Origin of the sequence: Paenibacillus contaminans, from assembly GCF_003285015.1 — a bacterium.
Taxonomy (GTDB): domain Bacteria; phylum Bacillota; class Bacilli; order Paenibacillales; family NBRC-103111; genus Paenibacillus_V; species Paenibacillus_V contaminans.
The window spans coordinates 257,844-271,546 of record NZ_QMFB01000012.1 but is presented as its reverse complement, the minus strand read 5'-3'; the positions used below and the strand labels follow the sequence as shown (position 1 = coordinate 271,546).

The 13,703-nt window shown below is 46.8% G+C and carries 14 protein-coding genes and 1 tRNA gene; 14 read left to right on the top strand and 1 reads right to left on the bottom strand.

Annotated features, from left to right (window positions below):
* Positions 1-41 precede the first annotated feature (41 nt).
* From mnmE to DQG23_RS21255, 8 genes are all read left to right on the top strand, one after another.
* The gene (gene mnmE, locus DQG23_RS21290) at positions 42-1,418 is read left to right on the top strand and encodes a tRNA uridine-5-carboxymethylaminomethyl(34) synthesis GTPase MnmE (RefSeq protein ID WP_113032887.1); all 1,377 of its coding nucleotides are present in this window, start codon (positions 42-44) and stop codon (positions 1,416-1,418) included.
* A 121-nt stretch (positions 1,419-1,539) separates the two neighbouring features.
* Positions 1,540-3,429, top strand: a complete 1,890-nt coding sequence (gene mnmG / locus DQG23_RS21285; RefSeq protein WP_113032886.1) for a tRNA uridine-5-carboxymethylaminomethyl(34) synthesis enzyme MnmG — start codon at positions 1,540-1,542, stop codon at positions 3,427-3,429.
* Between the two features lie 5 nt (positions 3,430-3,434).
* Positions 3,435-4,157, top strand: a complete 723-nt coding sequence (gene rsmG / locus DQG23_RS21280) for a 16S rRNA (guanine(527)-N(7))-methyltransferase RsmG (RefSeq protein WP_113032885.1) — start codon at positions 3,435-3,437, stop codon at positions 4,155-4,157.
* 537 nt (positions 4,158-4,694) lie between these two features.
* Positions 4,695-5,513: a nucleoid occlusion protein gene (gene noc, locus DQG23_RS21275; protein ID WP_113032884.1), complete on the top strand. Its 819-nt coding sequence runs from the start codon at positions 4,695-4,697 to the stop codon at positions 5,511-5,513.
* A 793-nt stretch (positions 5,514-6,306) separates the two neighbouring features.
* Entirely contained in the window at positions 6,307-7,068 is a 762-nt protein-coding gene (locus DQG23_RS21270) for a ParA family protein (RefSeq protein WP_113032883.1), read from the top strand.
* Entirely contained in the window at positions 7,061-7,918 is an 858-nt protein-coding gene (locus DQG23_RS21265) for a ParB/RepB/Spo0J family partition protein (RefSeq protein WP_113032882.1), read from the top strand. Before DQG23_RS21270 ends, DQG23_RS21265 begins: the two co-directional genes overlap by 8 nt.
* A gap of 77 nt (positions 7,919-7,995) precedes the next feature.
* Positions 7,996-9,150, top strand: coding sequence for an aminotransferase class V-fold PLP-dependent enzyme (locus tag DQG23_RS21260; protein WP_113032881.1), 1,155 nt, complete (start codon positions 7,996-7,998; stop codon positions 9,148-9,150).
* Positions 9,151-9,169: 19 nt separating this feature from the next.
* Positions 9,170-9,667 (top strand): DUF4446 family protein, encoded by a 498-nt coding sequence (locus DQG23_RS21255; RefSeq protein ID WP_113032880.1) that lies wholly within the window; start codon positions 9,170-9,172, stop codon positions 9,665-9,667.
* On the opposite strand, the gene yyaC is transcribed toward DQG23_RS21255, so the two are convergent.
* Positions 9,630-10,256: a spore protease YyaC gene (yyaC, locus tag DQG23_RS21250; RefSeq protein ID WP_113032879.1), complete on the bottom strand. Its 627-nt coding sequence runs from the start codon at positions 10,254-10,256 to the stop codon at positions 9,630-9,632. The two genes, DQG23_RS21255 and yyaC, sit on opposite strands and share 38 nt — an antisense overlap.
* Before the next feature lie 163 nt (positions 10,257-10,419).
* On the opposite strand from yyaC, the gene DQG23_RS21245 reads away from it, so the two are divergent.
* The 6 genes from DQG23_RS21245 to DQG23_RS43795 all read left to right on the top strand — a co-directional run bounded on the left by DQG23_RS21245 (position 10,420) and on the right by DQG23_RS43795 (position 13,471).
* Positions 10,420-10,671: a putative Se/S carrier protein gene (locus DQG23_RS21245; protein ID WP_113032878.1), complete on the top strand. Its 252-nt coding sequence runs from the start codon at positions 10,420-10,422 to the stop codon at positions 10,669-10,671.
* A 46-nt stretch (positions 10,672-10,717) separates the two neighbouring features.
* Positions 10,718-11,632: a mechanosensitive ion channel family protein gene (locus tag DQG23_RS21240; protein WP_238177960.1), complete on the top strand. Its 915-nt coding sequence runs from the start codon at positions 10,718-10,720 to the stop codon at positions 11,630-11,632.
* Between the two features lie 4 nt (positions 11,633-11,636).
* Complete coding sequence (locus DQG23_RS21235; RefSeq protein WP_113032877.1) at positions 11,637-11,858, top strand: DUF951 domain-containing protein; 222 nt, start codon at positions 11,637-11,639, stop codon at positions 11,856-11,858.
* Positions 11,859-11,939: 81 nt separating this feature from the next.
* A tRNA-Ser gene (locus DQG23_RS21230) sits at positions 11,940-12,030 on the top strand.
* Positions 12,031-12,180: 150 nt separating this feature from the next.
* Positions 12,181-13,233 carry a tyrosine-type recombinase/integrase gene (locus DQG23_RS21225; protein WP_113032876.1) on the top strand — a complete coding sequence of 351 codons (1,053 nt, stop codon included), beginning with the start codon at positions 12,181-12,183 and terminating at the stop codon, positions 13,231-13,233.
* A gap of 103 nt (positions 13,234-13,336) precedes the next feature.
* Positions 13,337-13,471 carry a putative holin-like toxin gene (locus tag DQG23_RS43795; RefSeq protein ID WP_420330247.1) on the top strand — a complete coding sequence of 45 codons (135 nt, stop codon included), beginning with the start codon at positions 13,337-13,339 and terminating at the stop codon, positions 13,469-13,471.
* The last annotated feature ends 232 nt before the right edge of the window (positions 13,472-13,703 follow it).

Genomic DNA, 13,703 nt, shown 5'->3' with positions numbered 1-13,703 from the left:
ATGCTTGCGCGGTTGTCTGTATGCAAGTTGGAGTGTGAAAGATGATTCACGATACAATTGCCGCTATTTCAACCCCGACAGGGGAAGGCGGCATCGCGATTATTAGGGTGAGCGGATCCGAAGCGGTCCGTACGGTTGAACGGATTTTTACAGCCAAGGAGAAGTTGTCCGAGGTACAAACGCATACGGTCCATTACGGATATATTTACGATCCCGAGACGAATGAGCGTTTAGAGGAAGCGCTTGTTACGGTCATGCGCGCTCCGCGTTCTTTTACGATGGAGGATGTGGTCGAGATCGGCTGCCACGGCGGGTTCGTATCCGTTCGGAAAGTGCTTGAGCTGCTTCTGGGCAATGGGGCGAGACTTGCGGAACCCGGTGAGTTTACGAAACGCGCGTTCCTGAACGGACGTATCGATTTGTCCCAGGCGGAAGCGGTTATCGATCTGATTCGCGCCAAGTCCGACCGGGCATTCAAGATTGCGTTGAAACAGGTTGAGGGCTCCTTATCCAAACGAATCAAAGCGCTGCGTCATCAATTGGTTGAGCTTATGGCCCATATCGAGGTGAACATCGATTATCCCGAACACGATGTGGAAGAGCTGACAAATGCATATATTAAAGACAGATGCCGGCTAGCGATCGCGGAAGTCGATGATTTGTTGAAAGCAGCCAGTCAGGGAAAAATGCTCCGGGAAGGTATTGTGACGGCGATCGTCGGGCGTCCGAATGTCGGGAAGTCGTCGCTTCTTAACGCATTGACTCAGGAGAATAAAGCGATCGTGACGGATATACCGGGAACTACGCGAGATGTCATCGAAGAGTTCGTTACCCTTAACGGCATTCCGCTTAAATTGCTGGATACCGCCGGTATCCGCGAGACAAGCGATGTCGTCGAACGGATCGGGGTCGAACGCTCAAAGCACGCATTAGCGGAGGCCGATCTTATTTTGCTCGTGCTCAACCATAACGAAAGCTTGCATGAGGACGACCTGAAGCTGTTGGAAGAGTTAAATGATCGTCAGCTGATCGTCATCGTGAATAAAACCGACCTGGATCGTAAGCTGGATACGGAGCAGTTAGCCCGGTTCGTTCCTCCGGAGCGCATCGTGATGATGTCGGTGCAAGAGGAAGAGGGCCTGCGTGAGCTTGAACAGGCGATCAGCATGATTTTTTTCGAGGGCAAGCTGGAATCGAACGATTTGACCTACGTCAGCAATGTCAGACATATTCAATTGCTGAACAAAGCGAAAGCTTCCTTAAATGAAGCGATACAGGCTGCGGAGTTGTTTACGCCTATCGATATGGTTCAGATCGATGTCCGGAACGCATGGGAAGAGCTTGGTGAAATTATCGGCGATTCCATGGGCGAGTCATTGATCGATCAAATATTTTCGCAATTTTGTTTAGGGAAGTAGAGGAGCAAGTGCGAGTATCATTTGCCGGCTGGAAGAGCGGCTTGGAATGTAGCTGGCGGAGTACAGTCAAACGGTTATGAATTTTCTTTTGTAAAAGGAATGTGTTTAGGAGGGAAAAACGATGAGTTACCATGCAGGCGAGTACGATGTACTCGTTATCGGAGCCGGCCATGCGGGAAGCGAAGCGGCTCTTGCTTCCGCCCGAATGGGCTGTAAAACGCTGCTTCTGACGATCAATCTGGATATGGTCGCATTCATGCCTTGTAATCCGTCGATCGGCGGACCGGCTAAAGGGCATGTTGTTCGTGAAATCGATGCGCTGGGCGGAGAAATAGGACGCAATATCGATAAAACCTACATCCAATTGCGTATGCTTAACACGGGCAAGGGACCGGCCGTTCATGCGCTGCGTGCGCAAGCGGACAAGTATTTGTATCAGCATATGATGAAGCAAACGATCGAACGTACCGAAAATTTAACGATGAGACAAGGTATGGTCGAAGAGCTGATCGTTGAAGACGGCGAGTGCAAAGGGGTAGTAACGAAGACGGGAGCGCAATATTTTGCCAAAGCGGTCGTTCTTACGACGGGAACGTATTTGCGCGGCAAAGTGATTATGGGAGAGCTGATGTATGAGAGCGGTCCTAATAATCAACAGCCTTCCGTCAAGCTTTCGGAAAATCTTCGTCAGCTGGGTTTGGACCTTGTTCGATTTAAGACAGGAACGCCTCCGCGTATTCACAAGGATTCGATCGACTTCAGCAAAACGGAAATACAGCCCGGAGACGAGAATCCGAAGTTTTTCTCTTACGATACGACGGATCCGGTGCCGAATCAGCTGCCATGCTGGTTGACTTACACGTCGGAAGAAACGCATAAAATCATCAGTGATAATCTTCACCGTGCCCCTATGTTTTCCGGAGCGATAGAAGGGGCGGGAGCGCGTTATTGTCCTTCGATTGAGGATAAAATCGTTCGTTTCAGCGATAAGCCTAAGCATCAAATTTTCCTTGAACCGGAAGGTCGTAATACTTCTGAATATTATGTTCAAGGGCTTTCGACAAGTATGCCGGAAGACGTGCAATTGAAAATTTTGCGCACCATTCCTGGATTGGAGAAGGCGGAGATGATGCGTACCGGTTATGCGATCGAATATGACGTTGTCGTGCCGACGCAGCTATGGCCTTCACTGGAGACCAAGCTTATTAAACGGTTGTTTACTGCAGGGCAAATTAACGGAACGTCCGGTTATGAGGAAGCGGCCGCGCAGGGTGTAATGGCCGGCATTAATGCTGCGCGATTGATTCAAGGGAAAGAGGCGGTCGTATTGGATCGTTCCGAGGGTTACATCGGCGTTCTTATCGATGACCTCGTAACCAAAGGCGCAAGCGAGCCTTATCGGCTGCTTACTTCACGTGCCGAGTATAGGCTTTTGCTCCGCCACGACAATGCGGATTTGAGACTGACGCCGATCGGTTACGACATCGGTTTAATAAGCGAAGAGCGGTATCAACGCTTCAGCAGCAAGAAAGCTACGGTTGAGCAGGAGCTCGATCGGCTGAAATCGACGAAGGTCGGACCCGAGCCGCACATCCAGCAGATACTTGAAGAAGCCGGCACAGTGGTCTTGAATAATCGCGTGGATATCGTTTCGCTGCTTCGCCGTCCGGAGGTTACTTATGCTCATATCGAGCGGATGTCGCCATCCCCCTATGTCTTAACGGATGAGATGAAGGAGCAGGTCGAAATACAAATTAAGTACACAGGGTATATCGAGAAACAATTGGCGCAGGTCGAACGTCTCAAAAAGATGGAAAAGAAGAGAATTCCGGAAGATATCGTGTACACGGATGTTCATGGTCTTGCGAACGAAGCCAAGGACAGACTCTCTAAAATTCGTCCGGTCTCGATCGGGCAAGCAACTCGTATTTCGGGGGTTACTCCGGCGGACATTTCGATTTTGCTCGTTTATTTGGAACAATACAATCAAGTCGTTGCGGCACGAGGGTAGGGAATATGGATCAAGTGATTTCAGATTTTCAGACTAGACTTTCAGAGCATGGCATCACGCTCACGGAACATCAGTTCGTACAATTTGAACAGTATTTCCGTGAGCTTGTGCTGTGGAATGAGAAGATGAATTTAACGGGAATAACGGAGCGGGAGCAGGTGTATGTAAAGCATTTTTACGACTCGCTTTCTCTCGCTTTTTATGTCGATCTCACTAAAGTGGAAACGCTGGCCGATATCGGTACCGGAGCGGGATTTCCGAGCGTTCCGCTCAAAATTGCTTTTCCTCATTTGCGTGTCACTTTGGTCGACTCCTTAAACAAACGCATTCAGTTTTTGTCGCATGTGCGAGATACGCTGGGATTAAAGGATGTGGCTTGCGTTCATGGACGAGCAGAGGACTTGGCGCGGAAGGAGGAGTATCGCGATCAATTTGATGTAGTCACAGCCCGGGCTGTAGCGCGTTTGGCTGCGCTGAATGAATTTTGTTTGCCTTTTGTGCGTAAAGACGGCGTCTTTGTATCCATGAAAGGATCGGATCCGCAGGAAGAGGTGAGGGAAGCGGGGCTAAGCTTGCGGGAGCTTAGAGGTAAACTCATGCAGGTTCATCAATTCGAGCTTCCTATCGAGCAGGCGCAGCGGCACTTAGTGGTCATTCGCAAAATTGCTGCAACACCGGCCAAATATCCCCGAAAAGCGGGGACGCCTTTGAAAACGCCTTTGATTTAACTGGAGCAAACTTATCGTTAAAATTTGATTTTCATTGAGCGTGTTTCACGTGGAACAATTTATTGTCTAATGCAGGAAATAAGCATAAGTTGTTGAATTAGTATTATATGGTGATTGGGGAATAGGAAGTGAAGAGATCGCTTGTTTTTGCGGTGTCTCTTCTTCGTATTCTCTGAATATAGATCTGATCCATGCTGTCATTTCGTTTCATGTAAACTTGAAATGTCTTTAACGAACCGTTACTAAGTCAGTTGTCTGTGGTCTAAGGGAAAACCACTTTAAGTCTCTTGAGATCATGATGCTCCAATAGACAGCTGATTTCCTTTTACGAAATGGCATGGTCGCTGGATCGAATAATTGTATCATAGTTGTTGACTCGTCGGCGCATGGATGATTATCGTTGCTAGACAAGAACGTGATCTAGTTGAGAGTTTGCTAGAATGATAGATTATGGCATCGGCTTCACTTATATGTTGATGAATAAGTACCGGTACCTTTGTCAGACGATTTTTCATGTTAAGGTGGTTATGCATCGATATGAAGGAGCAAATCTCGAGAATTTTTGGCTTTGCGGAGCGGAACCCCAATGAAGAAATTAAAAACTTAGCAGTCGGCGACGTTGCTCCGAGCCCTTATCAACCGAGAACCATTTTTGATGAAGAACGAATCGACGAACTGTGCCAAACGATCAAAACACATGGCGTCATTCAACCGATCGTCGTTCGCGCGCGTAACGGAAAATACGAAATCATTGCGGGTGAGCGTCGTTGGCGAGCTGTATGCAAGCTGGGCTATGAAACGATTCCTGCGATCATTCGTGACTTTAACGATTCGCAAGCGGCCTCTATCGCATTAATTGAGAACTTGCAGCGTGAAGGGTTAACGGCGATTGAAGAAGCTCTAGCATACCAGAAACTCATGGAGTTGCATCAGCTCACACAAGAAAGCTTGGCTCAACGGTTAGGTAAAAGCCAATCGACGATCGCCAATAAAATTCGGCTGATCCAGCTTGGCGAACCGGTTAAAAATGCGCTTATGGATCGTAAAATAACGGAGCGGCATGCCAGGGCATTGCTTTCTTTGGATTCGGAAGAGCTTCAGGAGAAAGTGCTTCAGGAGGTCGTGGCCAAGGATCTCAACGTCAAGCAAACGGAAGCGAGAGTTGCCTTTTATAATGAAACTGAAAAGCTGAAGAAGCGGAAGCGCGTTTCATTTTCAAAGGATATTCGACTTGCTGTTAACACGATTCGTCAGTCGGTTGAAATGATCACGAGCTCAGGAATGAACATTAAATCGGATGAGAAAAACTATGAGGATCGTTTAGAAATTATTATTACGATACCGAAAAATAAATAAGAACGTACCCGTTTTTTTGCGACCTCAATGATTGTGGGATGTTACATAAAAGGCAGGTATTTCTAAATATTTTCTTTTCTATCAACGTGCAAAATTTTTCAGAAATGGTATAATAGAAGAGTTCTTCAGCAATGGCTCCGTTATCGGGGCTTTTCTTGAAATTTCAGAAAGTGTTTCTCTCGGATTGTTCGATTTCCTGGTAAACGTGCCTGCCTGTAAGCATATATGCTTACGATATCGCTTTCTTCGAAAACGTTAGGACAGCGAAGCCGTTTATCTTTGAAATGTGAGAATAATTCTTCGCTAATGTTTCCATTTTTGGGTGAATGTAACTCAACTGAGCATGCGAAGTCGCTTATTTCGAGAGCGATTAAGCATAGTGAGGCAAAGTTGTCCCTGGCTGAATGTGAAGTATATGGTGGGTGAAATACTGACCTGCGATAAGCGTTAACGTCTAAAGGCCAAGTCTGAAATGTGAGCTAGTTATATAGGTGAACTTCAATAAGGGTACTTCAGCAAGGGCCTTTATAGCGATTAGCTTTAGGATGCTTGTTGTTGTTTGGTTCCATAGGTCTGATCGTTTTCAAGAGAAACTTTTGTTATTGCAAGTCCGAATTTGGGCGTAGCCGTTTCTTCTGAAGCAACAGCTCCTTCGGTCCCGATCAAGCTAGGTGATAGAGCAATTTTTTTGGAATAACGGCTAATTGATACATACCTGCATAAAGCTGTTATTCATTGGCTCCGGGATCAGATTTGCCGAACGGGGCACAATTTTCATTTGAGGTGAAAGGTTTTGTCCAAGATCATTGCGGTCGCAAACCAAAAGGGCGGGGTCGGGAAAACGACAACCTCCGTCAACTTGGGTGCGTCTCTGGCTCAGCTAGGGAAAAGGGTTCTGTTGGTCGATATCGATCCCCAAGGGAATACAACAAGCGGGATCGGCGTGAATAAAGCTGATGTCGTCAATTGCATATACGATGTCATCATTAATGATGTGCATCCCAAAGATGCAATGATGGAAACAAAACTCCCCAATCTAAAGATCATTCCTGCAACAATTCAACTAGCCGGCGCTGAAATCGAACTCGTCCCTACGATATCCCGTGAAGTACGTCTGAAAAAGTCTTTGCATCTTGTGAAGCATATGTTTGATTATATTTTAATTGATTGTCCGCCTTCTTTAGGTATTCTTACGATTAACTCGTTAACGGCTGCAGACTCCGTCATCATTCCTATTCAATGCGAGTATTACGCATTGGAAGGCTTGAGTCAATTGCTCAATACGGTTCGCCTTGTACAAAAACATTTGAATACGACCTTGCAAATCGAAGGCGTTCTGTTAACGATGTTCGACGCGCGCACGAATCTGGGCATTCAAGTTATCGAAGAAGTCAAAAAGTATTTTCAAAACAAAGTGTATCAAACCATCATTCCTCGTAACATAAGATTAAGCGAAGCGCCGAGCCACGGACAGTCAATTATCACCTATGATCCTCGTTCTAAAGGTGCGGAAGTTTATTTGGAACTGGCAAAGGAAGTGGTTTCTTATGAATAAACGCTTGGGGCGCGGTTTGGATGCTTTAATCCCATCCCTTAACATTAGCGAAGACGAGAAAGTAATCGAGATTCCTTTGGCGCAGCTTCGAGCCAATCCGTATCAACCGCGTAAAACCTTTAATGATGAAAGCATTAACGAGCTTGCCGCATCAATTAAGGAACATGGCGTCATTCAACCGATCATTGTAAGAACGGTTCTTAAGGGATATGAAATCATTGCAGGGGAAAGAAGGTTCCGCGCATCGCAAATAAGCGGAAAAACTTCAATTCCGGCTGTAGTGAAGAAATTTTCCGATCAGCAAGTGATGGAGATCGCTCTGATTGAGAACGTTCAGCGTGAGGATCTGAATGCGATGGAGTTAGCTGTCGCTTACCAGTCGTTGATGGATTCGTTCTCGCTTACGCAAGAAGAATTGTCTTTGAAGGTTGGGAAAAGCAGATCGCATGTTGCAAACTTTTTGAGATTGCTTCACCTGCCTGAGGAAATCAAACAACATGTTTCACGTGGAACAATCTCAATGGGTCACGCAAGAGCGTTAGTCGGCATCAAAAACAATAAAGTTCTGCTCGAGCTCGCGAATCAAACGATTCAGTATCAATGGAGCGTTCGGGAACTCGAAGAGGCAATCAAAAAGCATGAAGAGACATCAAGCAAGCCGGTAAAAAATGCAAAGGCCAAAAAGAAAGCTGATCCGTATATCGATCAACTGGAAGAAAGCTTGCGCGGCATGTACCGGACGACGGTTAAAATCAAGCACAACAATAATAAAGGGAAAATCGAATTGATGTACTATTCAAAGGATGATCTGGAACGATTGCTCGAGCTTCTTCAGGGTAAAATATCGTAAGAAACATTCGAAGCATACCGTACCTTTCTTTTGAAAGGACGGTATGCTTTGTTGTTGGAAAAAGAGGTGAATAACAAATGAAAACCTACTACTTCGATCATGCCGCTTCCTCGTGGCCTAAACCAAAAGAGGTTGTAGAGGCGATGAGTACTTGCGTGCTTGAATACGCAGCCAACCCGGGTAGAGGAAGCCATCAAATGGCTGTCAAGGCAAGCAGGACGATGTTTGAAACACGCAAACAGTTAGCTAAGCTTTTTCACATTGCAAATCCGAACGATATTAGCTTCAGTCTGAACACAACGGATGCTTTGAATTTGGCGATTAAAGGTTTCATAAGAGAGAACGATCATGTAATCTGTACATCGATTGAGCACAATTCCGTGCGAAGACCGCTTGAATATTTGCGGCGCACGAAACAAATTGAAATCACTTATGTTCAAGCAGACCGCGAAGGAAAGATTGATCCTGCCGAAGTTCAGAAAGCGTTTAAGGCGAATACAAGGTTGTTTGTGTGCAGCCATAGCTCAAATTTGCTCGGTACCATTGCGCCGATTGAAATCATCGCTGAAATGTGCAGGGCCAAGGGGGTAAGGTTGCTTGTAGATGCCGCTCAGACGGCCGGTACGGTGCCTATAGACGTGCAGGCTATAGGAATTGATATGCTGGCCTTTCCGGGTCATAAAGGGCTTCTGGGGCCGCAAGGAACAGGCGGGTTGTATGTTCATCCTGATATAGAATTGGAGCCTCTTATTCATGGAGGGACAGGCAGCCAATCCGAAGCGATCGACCAACCAAGCGTGAGGCCGGATCGATACGAATCGGGGACACAGAACACGCCGGGCTTAGCGGGATTAAATGAGGGAGTGAAATTCATTCTCCGGGAAACGGTCGAGAAAATCCACCATAAGGAATGGATGCTAACGCAGCGGATTATGGAAGGTTTGCTGGGAATGGCTGGAGTAGAGGTGCTTGGCCCAAAATTAGGGGAAAATAAAACAGGAATCGTCTCGTTCCGAATGAACGGTATCGATGCTTCCGAGACAGCTTTTATTCTCGATCAATCGTTCCAAATTGCGGTGCGGGCCGGATTCCATTGCACACCGCTTGGTCATGAAACGGCGGGAACCACGGAAACCGGGGCGGTACGCGCTAGCGTGGGGTATTTTACGAATGAGGAAGACGTAGACCATTTGATTTATGCGATCGGTGAGATCGGCAAACATTATACCTAACGCTGGAAGGAAGACATAGATGGAATTACAGGAGAGCGAGCTGCAAACTGTATTGTTGACGCTTTTAGGCCTTACGGTGTTTTTGTTGATTAGTCATATTTGGTTATGGTTACGGGTTGGACGGATGAGAAAGCGTTATAAGGCTATGATGAACGGTATGCAGGCCGGAAATGTAGAGGAGTTGCTCATCACCGTACAAAATCATTTGAACGACCTGAAAGGAAAGGATGAAGAGCAAAGACAGCAAATCGAATTTGTTCTAGCCCGGCTGCAAACGATGAAATCGAACATGGGATTCATTAGGTATAATGCATTTGCGCATCAGGGGAACGATCTAAGCTTTTCATTGGCCATTCTCGATGAGGGACAGAACGGGGTCGTGTTAACCGGCATTCAAAGCCGTGATGATTCCTATTTGTATGCAAAACCAGTGGAAAGAGGACAGTCGTCATACGCACTGTCCCCGGAAGAGAAAACGGCTATTGGCCAAGTCGGGTCGCGGAAGCATTCGCAGTGAAAGTCGCAATTCGTTTGGCGTTAAGCAGAGAGATGTAAATGGATTTGGCGATTACTTCCGACATATTCATAACAAGACTGAGCCTGGTGTTCTGCAGGACGAAATATTCCATGAACCCCCCGACATTCACGATGCCGGTCATGTGGATATCGCCTACGGCTGGCAGCTCCTTATTGACCCCGGCGCCCGGTTTTAATGGCCCGGAGGCTAATTGGATGCAGCCTACGCTGGAAAGCTGGCCAAGGCAAGCGTCGATGCCTACAAGGTAAGGAAGCGTGTATTGATCCTGGATGGAAGCTAACGTATCTTTTAAATTCATGGCATGAACCGGATCGTCAAGTGTACCGTATAAATTGATGTCGGAGAAGTTGTATTTTTTCAGCCGGCTTCCGACAAGGGGACCTAATGCATCGCCTGTAGAACGATCGGTGCCGATACAAACGAAAACGATCGGTTGATAAGAGGGAATGAGCTCAAAGTAGGCAGTGAGCTGCTTGGAAAGCAAGTGGCTGGTATGCTGTTCCGTGTGATGGAGCTTTAATGGCTCCGGCGGCATCTGAAATAATTGCGGATCGAGTGAAAGTTCCATCGTATTCCCCCAGGCGATAGATGATGGTGGAGCATGCGCTTCCGAATTTAACTATGTAGGAAACCTTCCTGTACACTAGTTAGTATATGAAGGTGAAACTATATTTATACATATTCAGTAGAAAATAGAGAGTGAAATCGATCGAACAGGTAGGAGGAGCAAAATGGACACGGTCATGTTGATCGCATTCGATTCCACCCAGCAGGCATTACGGACGGAAATGCTGCTCGAATATGCCGACATCGAGATCGATATAAGGCCGACACCGAAGGAAATAACGGCCGGCTGTGCGCTGTCCATCGAGTTTCCCGGGGCAAGCTTGGAGCAGGTTCGGCATATTATTGTAAGCGAGCATGTTGAAGTAAGAGGTATTTTTGCAAAAGAGGGGGAGCGCTATGAGCAGCTTGAGCTGTAGCTCTCCAATCGTCAGAGGCGATGTTAAGGAGTAGGGAGCGATCGACTTGCCGGAAAACAACGAAGGCGTAGTGGCTAAAATAACGGATGCGGCAGGGGAAACAAGGACCATCGTAGAGGAAGCTGTCGCCTACTTTACGGATCCGGCAATATGGGTTAGTTTTATTATTATCGTCATCAAAATAATCGTCATCTTTATCGTCGGGCGCATCGTAAGCCGGATAGCGAATCGAATGATCGAACATATGATTCGCGAACGGGAAAGCAGCCCGTTGAAGTTCGATCAGCGACGAACCAAGACGATCGGCAAGCTCATCGGTAACGTAATCGGCTATACGATTAACTTTATTTTGCTACTGCTTATCCTGAATCAGCTGGGCATTAACTTGGCGCCTCTGCTTGCAGGGGCAGGGGTACTTGGATTAGCGATCGGTTTCGGCGCTCAAAGCTTGGTGAAAGACGTCATTACCGGATTTTTTATTATTTTTGAGGATCAATTCGGCGTGGGCGATATTGTACAAATTGGTAATTTTAAGGGGACCGTAGAAGAGATTGGCTTGCGTGTAACACGTGTCCGCAGCTGGACGGGGGAAGTGTTTATTATCCCGAACGGCTCGATTCGCGACGTAACGAATTTCTCGATTTACAATTCAGTAGCTGTCGTAGACATCTCCGTAGCCTATGAGGCCGATGTAGATAAAGCACTGGAGCTGATGCGCGAGACGGCCAAGCGGCTGTTCGAATCGAATGAGGACATTGTTAAAGAACCGGAAGTGCTGGGTGTGCAGAACATCGGAAATTCCGATGTGGTGTTACGGATGACGGCGGAATGCAAACCGAATAAGCATATCCCTATATCGCGTATTATTAAGGCGGAAGTTCGTAAAGCTTTTGAAATGAATAATATAGGAGTTCCGTATCCGAAAATAGTCAATCTGACGCGGATCGAGAGGGCGGAGTGAAGCGATGGAACGCAAACAGTACGAGCTGGGCGATATCGTTCAGATGAAAAAGCCGCATCCGTGCGGCAGCAATGAAATGGAAATCATTCGAATGGGAATGGACATACGGATCCGCTGTGTCGGCTGTAAACATAGCGTGCTTGTCCCGCGCGCCAAATTTGAAAGCAAGCTCAAGAAGGTGCTGCGCTCCAAAGCTGCGGCAGAAAAACCGGAAGAAGCGGAATGATTTTTTTGTAAAAAAAGATTACAAAAACAGTTGCGCATTCTACAATGTCTGTGATACAATATTCCTTGTCTCACCTCGAACGGAAAGGTACCCAAGAGGCCCAAGGGGGCTGACTCGAAATCAGCTAGGCGGTGCGAGCCGTGCGTGGGTTCGAATCCCACCCTTTCCGCCATACATACAAATCCCGTAACCACGCGGTTTGTAAGGCGTTCGTGAACGAAAGCTGATCGCGATACAAGCGAACGTTACGCTAACTGATTCGGTTACGTCTAACTGATTACAGCACCTCTGCGCAAATCAAGCGTGGAGGTGTTTTTCGTTTATGGAACGGAATGATAAACGGAAGGGTAAGCGGACGGTAACGGAGCGAGTACCGGCCGCAGAAGTCGGATTGCCGTCGTATACACTGGAAGAGGCGGTCGCGTACGTAGTAAGAGTGAAGCGCGCCCGTAACTTGAAGGAACGCACGATCGACGGGTATGTCCAAAATATGCAGTATTTGATCGATTGGGTGAACGAACGGTACGGTGAAGCAGCGTCCGAAATAACGATACAAGATGTAACGGTTGATATGTTGCGCGAGTATGTCTTATGGTGCGCCAATGACAAAGAGTACTACGGCGGACATCCGTTTAAATCCGAATATGCGAAGGATCGGCGCGGGCTTTCGCCGGCATCCGTAAACGTCCGAATCCGCGTTCTAAGGACATTCTTCGCCACGTTACATACAGAAGAAGTTATCGATCGGAATCCGGCGGCAAACGTGTCTCTAATGCGCCAGGACGTTGATACAGTCGAGCCGCTTACTGACGACGAGCTGAAGCGGTTCCTTAAAGCGCCGGATCAGAAACAATGGGCGCAATGGCGCGATTATGTGATTATTGTTACGATTCTCGATACTGGCATGCGCTTGAACGAGATATGCTCGCTTGAAAAGGCGGAAGTCGATTTCGTAAGGAAACAAATCACGCTGCCGGCTTCAAAGAATAAGAACCGTAAGAGCCGCGTATTGCCGATTTCTACCGAGACGGCCCGCTTACTTAAGCAGTTAGTAACGGAATCAGCGCAGCATTTCGAAACGACGTTCGTATTTACGACGAACTACGGCGAGCAATTAAGCGAGAAGACGGTTCAGAAGGCGTTCGATAAATACGCGGAACGGGCGAAGCTTGGCCGGAATGTATCACCGCATGTTTTGCGTCATAACTTCGCGACAATGGCGGCTGAGAACGGAATGAGCGTGTTTCATTTACAGAAGCTTATGGGACATGCGGAAATCGCTACGACGAGGAAATACGTGCAGCTGAGTTCGGAGTCGATCGCGGAGCAACATAAACGGTTTAGTCCGCTAAGCCGGGTTTTACGAAGGAATTAGTTAAGGAAATGAAGAACTCTATAAGTCCGCATCTCATCGTACGCGAAGAAGCGACCAATTGTTTATTGGACGAGTATCTTGTATAATATTAGTAGCAAAGTAAGTGAGGCGAGGGGAGGTGTTTCCCTTGTCAACATACGAATCAATAACCCTAATGTTAGCGTTCGGAGTCTTTATAGTAACTTTTATGGGCGTAATTGTGACAATGGTAATATTCGCGGCTCAACGAAAAAAGTAGCCCCTCCGACCAAGAAGAAGACTACTTTTTGCTGAAAATTATTCATTTACTTTGCTAAAGACCTTGTAGTGCTACCAACACTATAGGGTCTTTTCCCTATATACAATAATACATTTTCAATTTATAAAAGTAAAGCGTTATAGAATACCATCAATTTTTAATTTTTTCAACTGTATTGACAAATGAGAATGTATATGAATGAAGCGGAGCAAATTAAAGCGCCAGTTATCGG